This window comes from uncultured Roseobacter sp., assembly GCF_947499265.1.
Classification (GTDB): domain Bacteria; phylum Pseudomonadota; class Alphaproteobacteria; order Rhodobacterales; family Rhodobacteraceae; genus Roseobacter.
The window spans coordinates 255382-274740 of sequence record NZ_CANMNK010000005.1; the positions used below are offsets into that span (position 1 = coordinate 255382).

The window sequence follows — 19359 nt, forward strand, 5'->3', positions numbered from 1 at the left end:
CTTATGCCCTCCACCACACCGAAAAAACGCACCAGGGCCGGGGCCTTTTGGAAAGGCGCTGCAGATGGCGCACCCTTCCTGCTGGTCGTCGCGCCTTTTGCGATGTTGTTTGGCGTTCTGGCAACAGAAGCCGGATTGGATGTGTTGGAAACACTGATGTTTTCCGCCGTTGTCTTTGCCGGTGCGGCACAGTTCACCGCCTTGCAGCTGATGCAGGAAAACGCCCCAACCGCCATCGTTCTGGCATCCGCCCTGGCGGTGAACCTGCGGGTGGCGATGTATTCCGCCTCGCTGACCCCGTGGATCGGTGCTGCCCCGCTCTGGCAACGCGCGATTGCGGCCTATTTCACCGTGGATCAGTCCTACGCCTGTTCGGTCGTACAATTCGAGAAAGAGCCGCAAATGACCGTGCCGCAGCGCATGGCCTATTTTTCCGGCGTTCTCAGCCCCATCGTGCCCACATGGTACATCAGCACCCTGTTCGGCGCCTTGGTCGGCACACAGGTGCCGGACACCTGGGCCTTGGATTTTGCGCTGCCGATCACTTTTCTGGCGCTGGTTGCGCCGATGCTGCGGACACCGGCGCATGTGATCGCGGCGGTGGTCGCCATCATCACCAGCCTGCTGACCGCCTGGGTACCCTATTCGCTGGGGCTCATCATCGCGGGCACATTGGGCATGATGGCCGGTGCGCAGACCGAACTCGTGCTTGAGCGCAGAAAGGCCAATGCATGATCGACAAACCCGAACTCTGGACCGTGATTATTGGCCTCGGGATCGGCAGCTATGCGCTGCGATTTGCCTTCCTCGGGATCGTGGGGGACCGCCCGATGCCGCCTTGGCTGCTGCGTCATTTACGTTACACGGCGGTGGCAATGCTGCCCGCGCTGGTTGCCCCGCAGGTCGTCTGGCCAGCCGCCACAGATGGCGCCGCTGACCTGCCGCGCATGTCCGCAGCAACAGTGACCCTGGTGGTCGGGTTGCTGACAAAAAGCGTGTTGACTGCGGTATTTTCGGGCGCTGCCACGCTCTTTGGCCTGCTGTACCTTTTAGGCTGATGGCACAGCCTAGCCCTGTGCCGCGACAATCCCGTCACGCACTTCACCCTCGTCATTCTCGTAATACCTGTCCGTCACGACACCAGAGCGTTGTTCAAGCTGTTCCATCAACCGGATCGGAAAGAATGTGCTGTCGACGTCTTCAAAACCGGGCACCTGTTGCAGAATTGACGACGTCGCACTGGTACAGAACGCCCCCGGCACGCCGCCATTGCTGCGCACCAGTTGCAAAGCACGCTCCGCCTGTTCCGGGGTCACCACAAATTCCTGACTGACCACATGGTAGGTGCTGCGCGCGTGGGCGCTTTTATAGGCCTGCACCCAGCCCGGTGAGATGCCATAAAGCACATCACCACGCTCCGGCACATCCGCGTGATAGAAGGATCCCGCCGGATCAAAGATGACACGCTGTGATCCGGACACCATCAAGGCCGTGTGACCACCCGACCCGGACCGGTTGTTGACCATGGTAAAAACGGTCAACTTGGGCGGACCCTCATCGACATAGGCGCTTGCGGCAATCTTTTCCTGCGAGGCTTCAAAAGGCGATGTAATCGCGCAACCCGTCAAAGCCGCGAAAACCGCCAGCATCATTAATGCGCGCATCATGCGGCTCCCAAAAACACGGGTTCAGGTGATGAAAATCGCCATCCAAACAATAATCACAATGATCGCAATCACGATCCGGGTGGTCCAACGCATGAACCCGTCAAATGTCTTTTCTTGAGTGGTGACGTTCATCTCACCGTGTTTGTGATCTGCCATTGCCGCAGCCCTTTTTAGTGGTGTTGCCGTCAGCCCTACTGGATTCGTCCACCGATGTCACCCATCCCCGAACCTTCTGCGGTGAAATCACAGATCACAGCGCCAACATCCGCGCGTCTCTGCCAAAGGCAGAGCGCGTGGGCATGTCGTGCGGCGCAGCCGCTCCGCTCAACAGATGTTTCAGGCGCTGTCTTCGATGTCCTGCGCCAGCCGAAACCCAATCCGGCGCGCTTCGGCCTTCTCTTCCGGCTTGGGCAAGGCCCGCAGCATCACGTTCAACTGGCTCACATGCTGGATCAGCTGCGTTTTGCCACCCGCCCCGTCCGAGCCGTAAAACGTTACGATATCGGGATCGAAATACCCCATACCCTCGATCCGCAGAACGCCGACATCGCCGCCGGTGAACCCCATCGCAACCTCATGCGAATTGTCCAGCTGCTCTTCGAAATGCTTGAGATAGAGGATGATGCGTTCATAGGCCCATTGCGCCGGTGATTTTTGTGCCGCGGGTTTCGATTTTATAGCATCCGGCAAATCTGTGGCTTTGGGGGCCGGCGTATCGGGGTCGCAATGCACCTCGTGGACCCGCGGCAAGGCGTCCGCTTCGATGGCTTCGGCTGCGGTTGCGATGTTTTCGCCCATGGTTCATCCTTTGCGTTGGTAGACCCAAGCACCATCTTCGCGTCTGGACCGCATGGCAAGCCCATCCTGATACAGATGGCTCAAATGAGCCACAGCCTCCACCAGCGCCAACCCGTATTCCCCCGGCCCAATCGTGCGCTTGAAAAGCGGTGCAAAGCATTCCGCGGCCGATTTCGGCGTGTCCAGATAGGCCAGCAACCGTTTCAGCGCTCCGTGATGGTTATCAATCAACTGCCGCATCCGCATCGGCAGTCCGGTAAAGGGTAACTTGTGCCCCCCCAGCACCAGGTGATCGGGTCGCGCCAACGTCGACAGCCGCCCGCAGGCCTCCAGCCACTCCGCAATCGGGTCGGCCATCGGTTCGGTCGCATAGACGCCGATGTTGGGGCTGATCGATGGCAATATCTGATCCCCGGCCAGCACCAGATTGTCGTCCCGGCTCCAGAAGGTTGCGTGTTCTGGTGCGTGGCCGTTGCCAATGTGAACATCCCACAGACGGCCACCCATCTTGAGAGTGTCCCCCTGCTTGATGCGGGTAAACCCAAGCGGCAGCTGCGTGACAACGTCCGAAAAGTTAAAAGGCCGCTCTTGTGCCCGTTGCGCGTAGATCTCGGCATCCATGCCCGCCGACCGATAGAAGGCCAGGTTTTCCGCAGAGGGCACGGCTTGTTCATCCAAGGTCAGCATCCGCGCCATCAGCCACGCCGTCCGCGTAGTGATCAGCTCCGCACCATGCTCCGACTGCAGCCACCCAGCCAGACCGATGTGATCGGGGTGGTGATGCGTCACGACAACCCGGCCAATGGGTTTGCCCTGCAACGGTCCGGCCATCAGCTGCTGCCAGATCGCCTTGCTGCGGTTGGACGCAAAGCCGCTGTCGATAACCGTCCAGCTATCGCCGTCATCCAGCGCATAGACATTCACATGGTCGAGCTTCATCGGCAGCGGCAGACGCATCCACAAGACGCCCGTTGCGACCTCAATCGCCGCGCCTTCCGACGGGGGGTCTTCCCAAGGGTAGCGCAATCCCTCTGGCGGTTGATCTTTCATCAGGCCGCCAAATCATCTGCGCTGAGCGCATAGAGGTCTTCCGCACCTGCCTGCGCCTGCGCCAGCAGCCCTGCGTGCTCAGGCAACAGTCGTTTAATGTAGAACCGCGCCAATGCTTCGCGTTTGCCCCCCTGATCCGCCAGCGCCGCCTTGAGGTGCAGATACCCGCCCATCACCCGTGCAAAAGCCCGCAGGTAAGGCACCGCACCGGCAAAACGGGTGGTCATGTCCTGCTGCGCCGCCATCCATTCGGTTACTTCTCGCAGAGTTTCCGTGGCTTGCCAAACCGGTTCTGCCAGATCGGGCAGCGCCGCCCGGGCTTCTTCGGCGCAGGACTCGATCTCGTCCAGCAGTCGGGCGGCAGCATCGCCCCCATCCATCATCTTGCGGGCAACAAGATCCATGGCCTGAACCCCGTTTGTCCCCTCGTAAATCGCGGTGACTCGCACGTCTCGGCTGAACTGAGCCGCCCCGGTCTCTTCGATGAACCCCATGCCGCCGTGCACTTGCACACCCATTTCGGCAACGGCAATGCCGGTATCGGTGCCAAAGGCCTTGGCAATCGGCGTCAGAAACGCGGCACGGGCGCGCCAATCGGTATCGGAGGTTGCGTGTTCCATGTCGATCGCCATCGCACAGCTCAGCGCGATGGCCCGTGCGGCAAAAATATCGGCTTTCATGGTCATAAGCATGCGCCGCACATCTGCATGATCCATGATCGTGCCGGTGCCTGCCTCCAAAGTGCTGCGCCCCTGCTTGCGCTCCAGCGCATAGGCCAGCGCGTGCTGATAGGCCGCCTCGGCAACACCAATCCCCTGACCGCCGACACCCAGACGGGCGTTGTTCATCATCGTGAACATCGCTGCCATGCCGCCCTCTTCCGACCCGACCAGCCATCCAGTGGCCGCATCAAACTGCATAACTGCGGTTGGGGATCCGTGCAGGCCCAGCTTGTGCTCCAGGCTGACCACATTCACACCATTGCGCGCGCCCAGGGTACCATCGGCGTTCGGGATGAATTTCGGCACGAGGAACAGGCTGATGCCCTTGGTCCCTGCAGGCGCGCCGGGGATGCGGGCCAGGACAAGATGACAGACGTTTTCGGCCACATCATGATCGCCCCAGCTGATGTAAATCTTCTGTCCGGTGACCGCAAACGTCCCATTGCCGTTGTTTTCAGCTTTGGTTGACAGCGCGCCGACATCGGAGCCCGCCTGTGGCTCCGTCAGGTTCATGGTGCCCGTCCAGTCGCCCGCTGTCAGCTTCGGCAGATAAAGCGCCTTGATGGCATCGCTCGCGTGATGCTCCAGCGCTTCAATCTGGCCCTGGCTCATCAAAGGGGCCAGTTGCAGCGACAAACACGCGCTGCTCATCATTTCGTTCACCGCTGATGTTAGGGTCATCGGCAGGCCCATCCCGCCGTATTCCGGATCTGCGGCCATCCCGACCCAGCCGCCTTCGGCAATCGCGGCCCAACCTTCTGCAAACCCGGGCGAGGTGCGCACAACGCCGTTTTCCAATCGCGCAGGGTGCAGATCACCGGCGCGTTGCAATGGCGCCAGCACCTCTTCGGTCAGCTTGCCCGCCTCCGTCAGGATCGCCCGCGTCACATCATCGGTCGCCTCAGCAAATCGATCTGTTGCGCGCAACCCGGCGTAGCCTACCACATGGTCAAACAAGAAAGCATAGTCATCCACGGGCGCATGGTAAGGCATCGGTCGGTCTCCGGTTGGCGGTGCGGCTGTCTTGGCAAGCAAGACACCACCCTATAAGGGTCTACGCCATTGAACATGTGCCGCATCGCCCCGCCCGGCAACCAAAACGCGGCGTCACGGAGCGTGATGACTGAGACCTCACCTTTGATCCTGCAAGCCGACGCAAGCGGCATTGCAACTGCGGCCGCACTTTTGACAAAAGGTGCACTTGTCGCCTTTCCAACCGAAACCGTCTATGGCCTTGGCGCAGATGCCCGTGACGGGGGTGCCGTTGCCGCCATCTACGCCGCCAAGGAACGCCCCAGTTTCAACCCGCTCATCGTGCATGTTCCTGATGTGGCAACCGCGCGGCGCTATGTCGCGTGGCCGGAAACCGCAGATATTCTGGCGCAGGCATTTTGGCCCGGGCCGCTGACGCTGGTCCTGCCGCTGCTGCCGGATCATAGCCTGTCCTCACTGGTAACCGCTGGTCTGCCGACACTTGCCGTGCGCGTGCCTGCCCAAGCCTCGGCCAAGGCGTTGTTGGAAGCTTTCGGCGGGCCGGTTGCCGCGCCTTCTGCAAATCCATCAGGCAGGATCAGCCCGACCTCTGCAGACCACGTATTGCAGGGTCTGGGGGGGCGGGTCGCGGCCATCGTCGATGACGGGCCCTGCTCGGTTGGTGTAGAAAGCACGATCATCGGGTTGGATCCCGATCCGGTTCTGTTGCGAGCGGGTGGGCTGCCGTCTGAGGCCATCGAAGCCGCACTCGGCGGGCCGCTCCACACGATGGCTTCTCCAGCAGAGAACGAGCAGGTCACTGCACCCGGTCAATTGGTCTCGCATTACGCGCCTGCTGCGACTCTGAGGATGAACGCCCAGACCGCCAGAGCGGGCGAGGTACTATTGGGGTTTGGGCCGATGACCTGCGATCTCAACCTTTCAGAGACTGGCGATTTGCATGAAGCAGCGGCAAACCTCTTTGACTGCCTGCATCAGTTGGACAGGTTGCAACGCCCCATCGCTGTTTCCCCGATCCCAACCCATGGTCTGGGTCGCGCGATCAATGACAGGTTGGCCCGCGCCGCCGCGCCGCGCCCATAGCGGTCGCTGCATGGCTCTGGTTTTGAGCTCAAGCGTGCCCGGCAGTTGCGGAGAGGCCCAAGGGATCGATGCCCAGACTTTTGATTGTATCTGACCACTTACGATCGGCAGGCGTGCCAAACACCAGCTTTTTCGTGGCATCCGCCGTCAGCCACCCATTACGCGCAATCTCGTTTTCCAACTGGCCCGGCCCCCAGCCAGCATAGCCCAGCATCATCAACGCCCGTTCCGGCCCGCTGTCACGCGCAATCTCTTCGAGAATATCCAGCGTCGCCGTCATACCGTACCCGCCGGGCACAGACAGGGTATGCAGACTGGATTCGTAGTCGTCCGAATGCAGCACAAACCCACGCCCGGTCTCCACCGGTCCGCCAAAATGCACCGGCATGGCCGCTGCCTTCTGGGTCGGTTGAATCTCCAACTGGTCAAGCACATCGCTCATCCGGACATCGGCGCTTTGCTTGTTCAGGATCAGCCCCATCGCGCCCTTGTCGGAATAGGCGCAGAGCAGGATCACCGCACGTTCAAAGTGGATATCGCCCATGGACGGCATCGCCACCAGAAGTGAACCGGTCAGATCGAGCTTTTCAGACTGAGAAACAGCAGACGCCATGGGATCAGAATGGCCTGCTCACCCGGCTGGTGCAAGAGGGTTGCATGCCCGCTTGGCGAAACATGGCTAACCGGATCGTGACTTGGCATTTCAATGGCTCTGAACCATATCGGTGCTATGAAAAGTTCATTTGCTGCCGCCGCCCTTGCCTGCCTCACTGCCCTGCCCGCCGCTGCGCAGGATCGCTTTGCGATTCCGGTGACGGCACAGGTGCTGCCTGGCTGGGTGCGGGACGACGGCGCGCGTGTGGCCGCGGTGCACATGTCGCTTGAGCCCGGCTGGAAAACCTATTGGCGCGCGCCCGGCGATGCCGGCATTCCGCCAAGCTTCGATTGGTCGGGGTCGCGCAACCTGCATTCCGTCGCCATAACCTGGCCAACCCCGCAAGTGTTTGATCAAAACGGGATGCGCTCTATCGGATACGAAGATGAATTGGTGATCCCCCTCGTTCTGGCGCCTACCGCCCCCGGTGAACCGATCCGCGTCAGATTGGATATGGAGATCGGCATCTGTTCGGACATCTGCATCCCGCACAGCCTGAATTTCGACGAAACGCTAGCAGGCGGCGGCAGCAAACCGACACCGGCCATTGCGGCGGCACTTGCGCAAAGCCCTTATTCGGCCCAAGAGGCCGGGGTCACGGCGGCGACCTGCCGGATTGAGCCAACCAAGGATGGCCTTCGGATCGAAGCGCGGGTAACAGCACCCTCTGCCGGCGCGCGCGAGGTGATGGTGATCGAACCCGGCCTCGGCGATGTCTGGGTCAGCGAGGCGCAAACCCACCGAACGGGCGGCGATGTCATTGCGGTTTCTGAAATGATCCACGTCGAAGGGGGCGCCATCGCCGTGGATCGCTCCGCCATTCGCCTGACGGTCCTGGGCAGCAGCCACGCGATTGACATTCGGGGGTGCAGCGCGGGCTAGGCCACCCTGCCGCGACGTACCAACATCACCGTTGCCGCGACGCAATAGGCCGCGAAAACAACCAGCGCCGCTCCCGCAACAAACAGCGCAAAGGCAGCTGGCATATGCGGCCAGGCCTGCACAAGCGGGACGGCCTGTGTGATCGCGGCGGGCAATGCGCCCTTCCAGATCGTCGCGCCCAATGTGACCACGCCCCAGCCCATCAGAACCGCCCAGATGAAGGCAAAGCCGATGCGCAGGCTGGTCACTGGCGCGCTTGCACTGCGTCGCATTGCCTGCACCTGCCGCGAGACATCATGCGAGACTGCGATCAATGCGGGCACCATCAGCAGAACCAGCACAACACCGAAGCCCAGGCCATAGACCAGCGTGATCACGGTGGGTTTGAGGAACTGGGCCTGACGGCTGCTTTCATAAAGCAGTGGCGTCATTCCCAAAACCGTCGTCATTGTCGTCAGCATGACCGGGCGCAACCGGTCAGCGGCGCCATCGATGATGGAGGGGATCAGGCCCCGTTCCTCGGCGTATTCGTCGATTGTCGTGATCAAAACGATGGAATCGTTGATGATAATACCGGTCATGCCCAGCAGACCCACCACGGTGAACATGCTCAGCGGTATTTCCCAGACCACGTGCCCGTAGATCGTGCCCACCAGTCCGAAGGGGATGATCGACATGATCACAACTGGGCGCGACCAACTGCCAAAGATCCAGGCCAGCACCAAATAGATGCCCAGGAGGCACAGAATCAGCCCGCTGGCGGCATCGCTGAGAAAATTGCGCTCCTGCTCCGCCAGACCGGACAGGTACCACGACACCTGCCGTTCGCTGGCGATCTGCGGCAGGATTTCCTCGGACAGGGCCCGCTGGATTTCGCTGGCCTGCTCGGGATCATCCTCGGAGATATCCCCGGTGACCGAGATCACCCGCGTGCCGTTCCTGCGTTTGACCGATAGAAATCCTTCCAGGCTTTGCACGGTCACGATATCCGCCAAAGGCACGTAGACGCCTTCAGGCGTGCGCATCTGGGTCCGCTCCAGGAAATCCGACGTCAGCTCGCTTTCGGGCAACTCTACATAGATCGTGGCGCTGCGCAGCCCCTGAGGGTATTTAGCCGCCTCAATCCCGCCCAGCCGGTCGCTGAGCACACTTCCCAAGGCATCTGTCGTGAACCCCAGCGCCTGACCTTTGGCGGTCAGATCCAGGATCAGCTCCTCCTTGTCATAGGACAGATCGTCCTGAACAGCGAGCACCTCGGGGTACCGCATGAGCGCATCCTGCAGGTCCAGGCTGGCCTTTTTGAGCGTATGCGTATCACTGCCGGAAAACTGAACGCTCAAGGCATCGTCCCCTTGCCCGGACCGCCAGCCGCGAAAAGACAAGGTCTCAACCAGCGGATGGTTGACGATCCGGTCGCGCAGATCGGCGACAAAGGCAAAGCTGGAGTAGGGCCGGAGATCCGCATCAATCAATTCGATCGAAATCCCACCGAGCAGGTCGCGATCCTTCAGCCCGACGCCCTCCAGCCCGCGGCCCGCGTTGCCGCCCACCTCTGACAGCACGAATTTGATCGGGTTGGTGCCATATTCCTCGGCGTATTCCGCGCCGAGCTCTTCCGTTGCGCGCTGTAGCTCCCGCATCATCGCGAGGGAATCCTCACGTGTCGCACCCTCGGTCATCGCAAAGTTACCGGTCACCGACCCGCGTTCTGGCGAATTGAAAAACCGCCATTGTACATCCCCGCGGATGAAAACCGCCGCCTGGCTGGCAAGCACTGCGATCAACCCGGCGATGACCACATAACGTGCGACGATCACCCCTGCCATGAAAGGGCGGAAGATTTTCTCGCGAAACCAGTTTAAGCCGCGATTGACGAGCGTCGATGGCCAATCGATGCCCAGCGTGCCGACCCAACCCACAACGGCGGCCTTGCGGTCGCGCTTCAGCAGCAGAAAGACGGCCGCAATCACCGCAAGCGCAATGGCGCCGGTGACCACATCGCTCGCAAAAGGCACCTGCGCAAAAAATCTGTCCTCCGGCGCCAGCCACAATCTGCGCACAAATGCAGCGCCGCCCCCGACAAGCAGCACCAGAACGGCCAAAGCACCCGCCAGTTTGCCCCGCGAGAACTCGGGCGCTTTCGCACGCGACAGCGAATGCGCCATGTGGTTGGGCAGGATCAGGAAACACTCGACCAGAGAGGCGATCAAAACGGCGATCACTGTCAGTGGGATGTCGTGAATGATGGTGCCAAACCGGCCCCCCACCGCCAGCAGGCCAAAGAAGGCAATCACCGTGGTCAGTGTGGCCGCAAACACCGGCATGGCCATCCTTCGGGCGGCGGTTTCGGCGGCAATGAAGGGTTCTTCCTTCAAATGCCGGGCGCGGTAATCTGCGTGTTCACCGACCACAATCGCGTCATCCACGACGATGCCAAGGGTGATGATCAGGCCGAAAAGCGAGACCATATTGATCGTGATCCCCCCCGCATACATCAGGGCAATCGCCGCCATCATCGCAGCAGGGATGCCTGCCGCGACCCAGAAGGCGGTGCGGGCGTTCAAGAACAAAAACAACAGCCCCAGGACCAACCCAAGGCCGACCAGACCGTTATCCATCAGGATATCAAGACGCCCGGAAATCGCGGCGGCCCGGGTACGGATGAGCTCCACCGTCGAGCCTGCTGGCAGGGTCGCTTGCAGCTCCGCCGCGACTTTTTCAACGGTGGCCTGAATTTCGATCGCATCGCCTTTGGCGGATCGATCGACACGGACCGAAATCGCCGGGTCCTCGCCAACAAAATAAGCGCGCGCGCGGTCGTTGCTCTCTTGCGTCACCGTTGCCACATCGCCGATTGTCAGCTTTGACCCGTCTGGGTTTGAGCGCAGCACGATCCCGGCAATCTGGTCCGGTTCCCGCTTTTCGGTACCGGTGCGCACCCGGGCATTTGCGCCGGTCACATCGCCCGCAGGCGTGGTATCGACCTCCGCCGCGATGGCCGATGCAATTTCGGCCATGGTGACATCGTGGGAAATCAACTGCGCGGTGGGCACTTCAACGGTCAAGCGCGGTGCCGCCACCCCCCGAATGGTTGCGCGGGTGATCCCCGCCGAAAAGAGCCGGTTGACGAATTCGTCGGCAAAAATCCCCAACTGCTGTGGTCCGACCGGCCCGCTGATCACAACGTCCGTCACGCGGTCACGCCAGGCGGCGCGCCGCACGGTGGAGATCTCCGCGCTATCCGGCAGATCGGTGACCGAATCCACCGCATCCTGCACCTCACCCACTGCGCGTGACATGTCCCAATTCGGTTCAAAATTCAGCCTGATCTGGCTGCGCCCCTGCCGTGCGGTGGAATTTGTGCTCTCGACGCCTTCCACGGCGCGCAAGGTCGGTTCCAGCACCTGAACAATCGCCCGGTCCACGTCTTCGGCCCCGGCGTTTTTCCAGACCGTCGTGACCGTGACCCTGTCCAGAATGGTATCGGGAAAGAATTGCGTGCGCATGTTGGGCAGCGCGGCCAATCCTGCAACCACCATCGTCACAAGCACAAGGTTCGCGATGGTCCGGTGCCGGGTGAAATAGGAGAGGATACCGCTCGCAGTTCCGGGGAAATGCCGCGCCATATCCCCTAGCCCCCGATGCGGCTTTCGAGGCGCGCGACGACTTTTGCCGAAACCTCATGCTCCGCCAGTTTCGCCAGGACGCGTGCCTTGGCTTCCTTTGACATGGCATTGCTGCTTTCCACAAATGCCACCAGGCGCGCCCGGCGCTCCTCGCTCAATTCGAGCATATCCGGTGGCATGACTGGCGCCTCGCTGGCGCGGCGCGTGGCGCGCACAGAAATTCCCGGCCCCAACAGCGGGGTTTGCGCGCTGACCACATCGCGCCCGATCAGATCCTCGCCGCGCACCAGCACGTCATCGCGTTGGCGTCTGACCAGCGTCACGATGATGGCTTCAAGCCTGTTGTCATCCCCCAGAACCAGAACCTCGCCCTGTGAATTTAGGGCGGAAGCCGGCAGGCGGACCACGTTTTCAACCGGTGGCTCGACCACGCTCAACGACACGAAATCGCCCGGTCGAAACCCGGGCGCCTTGGTCAGCCGTGCAAAGATAAGACGCCCGGTCTGGATTTCATTGGTGGCGGCACTCACACGGCTCAGCGTGCCCGTCGCTTGCAAATCAACCCCTGTGACATCGAGTGTCGCGGTCACCGGCGCGGCGATCAGATCGCCCTGCGCATCCAGCAGCCGGGCATATTGCGCCGTGGAGACCCGAAACGAGACCTCCAGATCCTCGGCGTCAATCAAATCGGCCAGACGTTCGTTGGAAGCCACCAGCCGACCTTCGACCACCGAGGTGTCGCTGAGGGTGCCGTCAAAGGGCGCGCGGACGGTTGTGTCCTTCAGATTGCGCTGCGCCTCTTCCAGGGCAATGCGCGCGCGTGTCAGCCGAGTGGCGCCAAGATCGATGCGCGCCTCTGCCTGCGTGATCGCCTGACGCCGCGCCAGCACGGTCGCGCGGGCCGCCGCGGCGTCCAGTTCCGCCGTTTCGATCGCAGCTGCGGTGCCCACACCGCGCTCCTCCAGATCAACCTGCCGCCGGTAGGCTCTTTGCCGCAGGTCAGCCTGTTCCACTGCTGCTGCTTCTTCGTCACGGGCCAAATCGAGCGCGCGCGCGGCATCGCTGACCTCGGCCTGCGCATCAGCCAGATCCGCCTTTGCTCGGTCCAATACCGATTGCATATCTGCAGGATTGATCCGCGCCAGGACATCACCCTTACGCACGGTCCCGCCCTCTTCGAAGGTTTCCGCCAGATAGATCACGCGACCGGAAACCGCCGCCCGCAATTCCAGCGTGCGACGCGACTTCACCTCGCCAAAGGTTTCGAGCAACGGGTTGAGCGTCTGGGCTTCGGCACGGATCAGATTGACGGCAAACACGCGCTCCTTGGCCTCGGGCTTAAAACCCTGATCGGCCAGACGAAGCTGAATAGCCGTCCCAACCAGCTGCCCCGCATAGGCCAGTAGCCCAAGCGTCACAGCCGCTAAAAAAAGACCAATCATACTTTGGCGTAAAAACCGCATTTCGCCGTTATCCTAATAACTTACTGCAGCGCAGTATAACCTAGTCAAACTGCGATGCATACCAACTCTAAAGGGTGATACGCACCAGATTGTTACTTCCGTCGGTGATGTTCATCCAGACGCGGGAAAATCTCCACGAAATTACAGGGCCGGTGGCGATAATCAAGCTGACGGACAAGAATCTCATCCCAGGCGTCCTTGCAGGCGCCCGGACTGCCGGGCAGAGCAAAGAGGTAGGTGCCATTTGCAACCCCGCCCGTTGCCCGGCTTTGCACCGCGCTGGTGCCTATTTTCTTCATCGAGACAATGGTGAAAACCGTGCCGAAGGCGTCGATTTCCTTTTCATAGACATCGCGATGCGCCTCTACGGTGACATCGCGCCCGGTCAGCCCGGTGCCGCCGGTGGAAATGACCACATCGACGCCGCTGTCCTTGCACCAGGCACGCAATTGCGCCGCAATTTCATCGCGTTCATCGCGCAGGATACGCCGGTCCGCCAACTCGTGCCCCGCCGCCAGAAGCCGTTCGACCAGCACATCCCCGGACCGGTCCTCCGATAGCTCGCGGGTGTCAGACACGGTCAAGACTGCGATGCGCACCGGCACGAAGTCCTTGCTCTCGTCGATACGGCTCATCTTATGCTTTCTCCAAAACGGCAAGGCGCGCAGCCAATGCGGTAAAGATCCCCGCCGTGATCCAGTCCAACACGCGGCTGCCGCGGGCAAGCCGGTGGCCCAGTGACCCGGCGAACACGCCGACCAGCCCATTAATCACAAAACCGCCAAGGCCAATGACCGCACCAAAAACGGCAAATTGCGCCAAAACCGGCCCGGCGCTGGGGTCAACGAACTGCGGCACGAATGCCAGGACAAACAGGATCACCTTGGGGTTTGTGAGGTTGACCAGCAACCCCGCGCGAAACGCGTGTCCCCTGGGTGGCACCATCGCGTCGTCAGTTTGGGGCGCCCCGCGCAACGCGCCAAAGGCCAGCCAGAGCAGATAGGCCACGCCGACCCAGCGGATGACGTCAAAGGCCAGCGGCATCGACGCCACCACCGCGCTGAGCCCGGCGCCCGCCAGCAATACGTGGATCATGCCGCCCGTCGCGATGCCCGCGCTGGCCAGCCAGGCAGCACGCGGCCCGGACTTCACCCCTTGCCCGAGACAGAACATCATATCCGCGCCCGGCGTGAGGTTCAGCGCCAAAGCCGCAGGCACGAAGGCCATAAGAGTGATCGGATCAACCATTGGCAATCCGCGTCTTGAGGCTCAACAAATCTGCCCAGGCGTCGCGTTTGGCTGCGGGTTGTCGCAGCAAATAGGCCGGATGGAACATCGGCAGCGCTGGCAAGCCGAAACACTCCGTCCAGGTGCCGCGCAGCCGCGTGATGCCACGTTTGCCCAGCAAGGCCTGCGCACTGATATTGCCCATGATGACAAGGGCCTGCGGTTTTGCCAGGGCGATATGACGTTCCAGAAACGGACGCATCATGGCAATCTCCTGCGGCAGCGGATCGCGGTTTTGCGGCGGCCGCCACGGCAAAACGTTGGTGATGTAGACCGGCGCCGACGCGTGGTCGCGGCCCATATCAATTGCCGCCAGCATCTTGTCCAGCAACTGGCCCGCGCGTCCGACGAAGGGGCGGCCTTCGCGGTCCTCATCCCGCTCCGGCGCCTCACCGATGATCATCACGGACGCCCCCGGCACACCGTCGGAGAACACCAGATTGCGCGCGCCACGCTTCAACTCGCAATGCTCAAAAGCGCCCAGCGCCGCCTTGAGGCTCTCCAGATCCTGCGCTGCGGTGGCACTGCGCTGCGCTTCGGCAACGGGATCAACCTGCGGCGGTGGGGGAGCCGTTCCTGCAGCTACCTGCGCGGCCTTCTGCGTCTTCGGTTTTGCCAGCGTTTCGGGCAATTCGTAGCAATTGACCGGCGCATCGCAGATCGCCTCGGTCGCGCCCAGTTCGACCTGCCAATCCAAAAGCGCCAAGGCGTTGTGAAACTCTGCTGATTCCATGCAGGCATACTACGCTGGCCTGGCGCCGAACTGAACCACCCCTGCACATCGAAGCCCAGCTTGCCCGTGCCGCGCACCCTCCCTATAAGGTGGCAAATCACGATAGGTTGCCGCTCATGACGTTTCCGCACCGCCACCTGCTTGGGATCGAGGCCCTGCGCCCCGAAGAAATCACCACATTGCTGGATCTGGCGGATCAATATGCAGCCCTGAACCGGCAATCCGACAAACACGCCGACGTGCTGGCAGGGCTTACCCAGATCAACATGTTTTTTGAAAACTCGACCCGCACGCAGGCGAGTTTCGAGATTGCAGGCAAGCGCCTTGGCGCAGATGTGATGAACATGGCGATGCAGGCCAGTTCGGTCAAAAAGGGCGAAACGCTGATCGACACGGCGCTGACGCTCAATGCGATGCATCCGGATCTGCTGGTCGTCCGTCATCCGCATTCGGGCGCGGTGGACCTGCTGGCGCAAAAGGTCAATTGCGCGGTGCTGAACGCAGGCGACGGGCGGCATGAACACCCCACTCAGGCGCTGCTGGACGCCCTCACCATCCGTCGCGCCAAGGGGCGTTTGCAACGTCTGTCCATCGCGATTTGCGGCGATATCGCGCATTCCCGCGTCGCACGGTCCAACATCATGTTACTGGGCAAGATGGAAAATCGCCTGCGCCTGATTGGTCCACCCACTCTGATGCCCGCCGGCATTGCGGAATTTGGCGTCGAGGTCTTTGACGATATGCACGAAGGGCTGCGGGACGTGGATGTGGTGATGATGCTGCGCCTGCAAAAGGAGCGGATGGATGGCGGGTTCATCCCCTCCGAACGCGAATATTACCACCGCTACGGGCTTGATGAAGACAAGCTCAAATCCGCCAAACCCGACGCCATCGTCATGCACCCGGGCCCGATGAACCGCGGCGTGGAAATCGATGGGACGCTCGCCGATGACATCAACCGCAGCGTCATTCAGGATCAGGTCGAAATGGGGGTGGCGGTGCGCATGGCCGCCATGGACCTGCTGGCGCAGAACCTGCGGCTGACCCGCGCGGCCCCCGCATGACGACACAGATTGAGATCAAGGCGCAGGAGCGCGGCGCGATCCGGGTTTTCGCGGTCAACAAGGCCCCTGGCGAGGTGGCGGAGGCGTTAAAGACCCTGCCGAAACCCGATCTGGCGCGAAGATTGCTGGGCAACCCACATCTTGACACCTCCACCACCGAAATCTTCCCCATGTCGGATCTGGCGGGCATGGGGTTGAGCGCCTATCTGACCGAAGGCTACGCGGTCGAAGACACCCAGATAGCGCCGGATCGCAGCAAACTGGATGCCCTGGAGGGATATGTCCTTTTACTCTTTTTAGACAGTTTCGCCGGAACGGATGTGACCCTGAAACCCGGTGGCGATCTGACGCTGATCGGAACCTACACCGAATACACCCCTCCCGCAGCAGGCGGATCGATCGCGACTGAAAGCGCCAAACCCTACAGCGGCGCGACCGGAAAATCGCCCCAACCGGGTGGTGGCAAAGGGTCCGGAAGCGCCGTGATCGTATTGGGCATCATTGCGCTGCTTGCGCTTGGTCTTTGGTGGATTTTGGGATGAAGATGCGGGGATTCCATCATGAATGATCCAAAAGACCCGAAAATGTCGGGGCGCATTGCGATGATCGCCTTGCTGGTCGCCTTTGGCGTTGTCGGCCTGATGATCTGGGTCGGCTCATGAGCGTGACCGTGTCGGATATGAGAGTGATGCCCCTACGAAAACCCACCCGGAGCGTGGTGACATGACAAAAACAACTTTTTTGAACGCCCGTCTGATCGATCCGGAAAAGGACGAGATCGCGATTGGCGGACTGGTGGTCGAGGACGGGCGTATCACCAAGCTCCTGCCCAAAGATGCCCCACGCCTGACATCAGGGCGCGTCATCGACTGCCATCTGAAATACCTCGCACCAGGGCTTGTCGACCTCGGCGTGAAAGTTTGCGAACCCGGGGATCGCCACAAGGAAAGCTATCGTTCAGCAGGCCTTGCCGCGGCGGCGGGCGGCGTGACCACAATGATCACGCGCCCCGATACGGAACCGGCCATCGACAGCCCCGAAACCCTGGAATTCGTGACGCGCCGCGCCAATGAAGCCGCCCCGGTGAACGTCATGCCCATGGCCGCGCTGACCAAAGGCCGTGAGGGTCGCGAGATGACCGAGATCGGGTTCCTGATGGATGCGGGCGCTGTGGCCTTCACCGACTGCGATCGGGTCGTCACCGACACCAAGGTCTTCTCGCGGGCGCTGACCTACGCGCGCAGTCTGGGCGCGCTGGTGATTGCGCATCCGCAGGACCCCGGGCTCAGCAAAGGGGCCGCCGCGACCTCCGGCAAATTCGCATCCCTGCGCGGGCTGCCCGCCGTGTCCCCCATGGCCGAGCGCATGGCACTGGACCGTGACCTGGCCCTGATCGAGATGACCGGCGCACGCTATCACGCGGACCAGATCACCTGCGCCCGCGCCTTGCCCGCGCTGGAACGCGCCAAGGCGAACGGGTTGGATGTGACCGCGGGCACCTCCATCCACCACCTGACGCTGAATGCGCTGGACGTCGCGGATTACCGGACGTTCTTCAAGCTCAAACCGCCCCTGCGCGATGAACAGGACCGGCTGGCCGTGGCTGAGGCGGTGAAAACCGGGCTGATCGATGTGATCTCTTCGATGCACACCCCGCAGGATGAGGAAAGCAAGCGCCTTCCCTTTGAGGAAGCGGCCTCCGGGGCCGTGGCGCTCGAAACGCTTTTGCCCGCGGCCATGCGTCTTTATCACGCCGGGCTGATTGATCTACCTGTGCTGTGGCGGGCGATGTCGCTGAACCCGGCAAAACGTCTGGGGTTGGAGAGCGGGAGGTTGAGTGTTGGCGCCCCGGCAGATCTGGTGCTGTTTGACCCTGACGCGCCGTTTCTGATGGACCGTGCGACGCTGCGCTCCAAATCGCGCAACACCCCGTTTGACGGGGCCCGGATGCAGGGTAAGGTCCTGTCAACCTACGTCGCCGGCACTTGCGTTTTTGAGAGGACCTGATGCCCCTCATCGAACATGCCACCAGCATTCTGCTGCTCTGGGCCCTGATTGGCTACCTGCTGGGGTCGATCCCCTTTGGCATGGTTCTGGCCAACGTGATGGGTCTCGGTAACCTGCGCGACATCGGGTCAGGCAACATCGGTGCCACCAATGTGCTGCGCACCGGCAACAAGACCGCCGCGGCGCTCACGCTCGTCCTGGATGGCGGCAAAGGGGCGGCTGCGGTCTTGCTGGCACGCGCCTTTGGCGGCGAGGACACCGCCCAGATCGCCGGGCTGATGGCCATGATCGGGCATTGCTACCCGGTCTGGCTGCGGTTCGCCGGCGGCAAGGGGGTTGCGACGTTTCTGGGCATCATGCTCGCGCTCAGCCTGCCTGTCGGGATCGGGTGCTGTATCGCCTGGCTGATCGGCGCGCTGCTCTGGCGCATCTCTTCCATGGGAGCGCTTGTCTCTGCCGCCGCCTCGACATTTCTATTGGTCTTCCTCGGAAAGGGCGAAGCGGTGGTTCTGGGGGGACTGCTGACGGTGATCGTTCTATGGCGGCACCGCGCCAACATCGCTCGCCTGCGCGCAGGCACCGAGCCAAAAATCGGCCAGAAATCGTGACACCCGCCCCGCACGCGGGGGTTGAAGCCGCCCTGCTGGCCCTTCCAACCGGTGTGTTCAGGGGTCAGACGGGAAACCGCAGATATGTTGTGTCCAAGACCCTGTTCAACAGCGGAAAGTCCCTCAAGCTGGTCGCCGAAGAACTGGGTGGAAACGACTATATCAGCCTGAATTTCTACCGGCTGCACAAGGGTGCGCGGCTTTACCCTTGCGAAATGAGCGCGCAAAAAGTGAGCGATTTCATCCTGAACCTGCGGCCCCAAACGGATCAGGACGACGCGTAACTGCCGTCGGGTCCGTGCACCTCATCGCCCTGCAGCGCGGGTGAGAACACGCAGATCAGGTGGAAGGGTTCCGTCCCATCGTTGCGCACCTCATGCCGGTCATGCGCGTCCGGGGCATAGAGGACGCCCGGCGTGATGTGGTGCACGGTGCCACTGTCAAGCTCGGTGACCGTGCCCGCGCCGCCAATGCAATAGCAGGCCTCGACGTGGTTCTTGTATTCCAGCGTCAATACCGCCCCCGGAAGCACCCGCGTCTCGGTCATGGAAAACCCCATACCGTCCGATTTGACCAGCAGACGCAGGCTGGTCCAGCCGGGCCCCGATGCGTCACGCGATGTGCCCTCCAAATCAGACTTATGTGCCGTAATCATGTCCGCATCCTTTCCGCGCTAATCACATGTTTTGATCATTGCATGGCGCGCCGGGTCATGCCACTT

General features: G+C 61.7%; 21 protein-coding genes. 9 read left to right on the plus strand and 12 right to left on the minus strand.

Going from position 1 to position 19359, the window contains the following annotated elements; translation table 11 throughout:
* Positions 1-3: 3 nt before the first annotated feature.
* Together Q1A63_RS15385 and Q1A63_RS15390 are read left to right on the plus strand one after the other, a co-directional pair.
* Positions 4-735 carry an AzlC family ABC transporter permease gene (locus Q1A63_RS15385; RefSeq protein ID WP_298973987.1) on the plus strand — a complete coding sequence of 244 codons (732 nt, stop codon included), beginning with the start codon at positions 4-6 and terminating at the stop codon, positions 733-735.
* The gene (locus tag Q1A63_RS15390; RefSeq protein WP_298973990.1) at positions 732-1058 is read left to right on the plus strand and encodes an AzlD domain-containing protein; all 327 of its coding nucleotides are present in this window, start codon (positions 732-734) and stop codon (positions 1056-1058) included. Before Q1A63_RS15385 ends, Q1A63_RS15390 begins: the two co-directional genes overlap by 4 nt.
* Positions 1059-1067: 9 nt before the next feature.
* Here the strand turns inward: Q1A63_RS15390 and Q1A63_RS15395 are convergent, their stop codons facing one another.
* The 5 genes from Q1A63_RS15395 to Q1A63_RS15415 form a co-directional block, all read right to left on the minus strand.
* Positions 1068-1667 carry a hypothetical protein gene (locus Q1A63_RS15395; RefSeq protein WP_298973993.1) on the minus strand — a complete coding sequence of 200 codons (600 nt, stop codon included), beginning with the start codon at positions 1665-1667 and terminating at the stop codon, positions 1068-1070.
* A gap of 21 nt (positions 1668-1688) precedes the next feature.
* Positions 1689-1823, minus strand: coding sequence for an aa3-type cytochrome c oxidase subunit IV (locus Q1A63_RS15400; RefSeq protein WP_298973995.1), 135 nt, complete (start codon positions 1821-1823; stop codon positions 1689-1691).
* A gap of 180 nt (positions 1824-2003) precedes the next feature.
* Positions 2004-2465 carry a DUF6173 family protein gene (locus tag Q1A63_RS15405; protein ID WP_298973998.1) on the minus strand — a complete coding sequence of 154 codons (462 nt, stop codon included), beginning with the start codon at positions 2463-2465 and terminating at the stop codon, positions 2004-2006.
* A gap of 3 nt (positions 2466-2468) precedes the next feature.
* The gene (locus tag Q1A63_RS15410) at positions 2469-3515 is read right to left on the minus strand and encodes an MBL fold metallo-hydrolase (protein WP_299632205.1); all 1047 of its coding nucleotides are present in this window, start codon (positions 3513-3515) and stop codon (positions 2469-2471) included.
* The gene (locus Q1A63_RS15415) at positions 3515-5230 is read right to left on the minus strand and encodes an acyl-CoA dehydrogenase (protein ID WP_298974003.1); all 1716 of its coding nucleotides are present in this window, start codon (positions 5228-5230) and stop codon (positions 3515-3517) included. Before Q1A63_RS15415 ends, Q1A63_RS15410 begins: the two co-directional genes overlap by 1 nt.
* 126 nt (positions 5231-5356) lie before the next feature.
* Between Q1A63_RS15415 and Q1A63_RS15420 the strand changes: the two genes are divergently transcribed.
* Positions 5357-6313, plus strand: coding sequence for an L-threonylcarbamoyladenylate synthase (locus Q1A63_RS15420; protein WP_298974006.1), 957 nt, complete (start codon positions 5357-5359; stop codon positions 6311-6313).
* Between the two features lie 28 nt (positions 6314-6341).
* Here Q1A63_RS15420 and Q1A63_RS15425 read toward each other — a convergent pair whose 3' ends face one another.
* On the minus strand, positions 6342-6926 hold the full coding sequence (locus Q1A63_RS15425) for a YqgE/AlgH family protein (protein ID WP_298974008.1): 585 nt from the start codon (positions 6924-6926) through the stop codon (positions 6342-6344).
* Between the two features lie 117 nt (positions 6927-7043).
* Between Q1A63_RS15425 and Q1A63_RS15430 the strand changes: the two genes are divergently transcribed.
* On the plus strand, positions 7044-7850 hold the full coding sequence (locus Q1A63_RS15430; protein ID WP_298974010.1) for a protein-disulfide reductase DsbD domain-containing protein: 807 nt from the start codon (positions 7044-7046) through the stop codon (positions 7848-7850).
* On the opposite strand, the gene Q1A63_RS15435 is transcribed toward Q1A63_RS15430, so the two are convergent.
* The 5 genes from Q1A63_RS15435 to Q1A63_RS15455 all read right to left on the minus strand — a co-directional run bounded on the left by Q1A63_RS15435 (position 7847) and on the right by Q1A63_RS15455 (position 14959).
* Complete coding sequence (locus tag Q1A63_RS15435; RefSeq protein ID WP_298974013.1) at positions 7847-11476, minus strand: efflux RND transporter permease subunit; 3630 nt, start codon at positions 11474-11476, stop codon at positions 7847-7849. The two genes, Q1A63_RS15430 and Q1A63_RS15435, sit on opposite strands and share 4 nt — an antisense overlap.
* 5 nt (positions 11477-11481) lie before the next feature.
* Entirely contained in the window at positions 11482-12939 is a 1458-nt protein-coding gene (locus Q1A63_RS15440; protein ID WP_298974015.1) for an HlyD family efflux transporter periplasmic adaptor subunit, read from the minus strand.
* A 92-nt stretch (positions 12940-13031) separates the two neighbouring features.
* Positions 13032-13574, minus strand: a complete 543-nt coding sequence (gene moaB / locus Q1A63_RS15445; RefSeq protein ID WP_298974017.1) for a molybdenum cofactor biosynthesis protein B — start codon at positions 13572-13574, stop codon at positions 13032-13034.
* A gap of 1 nt (position 13575) precedes the next feature.
* On the minus strand, positions 13576-14187 hold the full coding sequence (locus Q1A63_RS15450) for a LysE family translocator (protein WP_298974020.1): 612 nt from the start codon (positions 14185-14187) through the stop codon (positions 13576-13578).
* On the minus strand, positions 14180-14959 hold the full coding sequence (locus Q1A63_RS15455; protein ID WP_299632206.1) for a uracil-DNA glycosylase: 780 nt from the start codon (positions 14957-14959) through the stop codon (positions 14180-14182). The genes Q1A63_RS15450 and Q1A63_RS15455 overlap by 8 nt, the downstream gene beginning before the upstream one ends.
* A gap of 116 nt (positions 14960-15075) precedes the next feature.
* On the opposite strand from Q1A63_RS15455, the gene Q1A63_RS15460 reads away from it, so the two are divergent.
* From Q1A63_RS15460 to Q1A63_RS15480, 5 genes are all read left to right on the plus strand, one after another.
* Complete coding sequence (locus Q1A63_RS15460) at positions 15076-16023, plus strand: aspartate carbamoyltransferase catalytic subunit (RefSeq protein ID WP_298974025.1); 948 nt, start codon at positions 15076-15078, stop codon at positions 16021-16023.
* A complete protein-coding gene (locus Q1A63_RS15465; RefSeq protein WP_298974028.1) occupies positions 16020-16565 on the plus strand; it encodes a hypothetical protein in 546 nt (181 codons plus the stop codon). Before Q1A63_RS15460 ends, Q1A63_RS15465 begins: the two co-directional genes overlap by 4 nt.
* Positions 16566-16746: 181 nt before the next feature.
* The gene (gene pyrC / locus Q1A63_RS15470; protein ID WP_298974030.1) at positions 16747-18030 is read left to right on the plus strand and encodes a dihydroorotase; all 1284 of its coding nucleotides are present in this window, start codon (positions 16747-16749) and stop codon (positions 18028-18030) included.
* On the plus strand, positions 18030-18638 hold the full coding sequence (plsY, locus tag Q1A63_RS15475; protein ID WP_298974032.1) for a glycerol-3-phosphate 1-O-acyltransferase PlsY: 609 nt from the start codon (positions 18030-18032) through the stop codon (positions 18636-18638). The genes pyrC and plsY overlap by 1 nt, the downstream gene beginning before the upstream one ends.
* 32 nt (positions 18639-18670) lie before the next feature.
* Entirely contained in the window at positions 18671-18922 is a 252-nt protein-coding gene (locus Q1A63_RS15480; protein WP_298974379.1) for a hypothetical protein, read from the plus strand.
* Here Q1A63_RS15480 and Q1A63_RS15485 read toward each other — a convergent pair.
* Positions 18907-19293, minus strand: a complete 387-nt coding sequence (locus Q1A63_RS15485; RefSeq protein ID WP_298974033.1) for an ectoine synthase — start codon at positions 19291-19293, stop codon at positions 18907-18909. The genes Q1A63_RS15480 and Q1A63_RS15485 overlap by 16 nt on opposite strands.
* Positions 19294-19359: the final 66 nt, after the last annotated feature.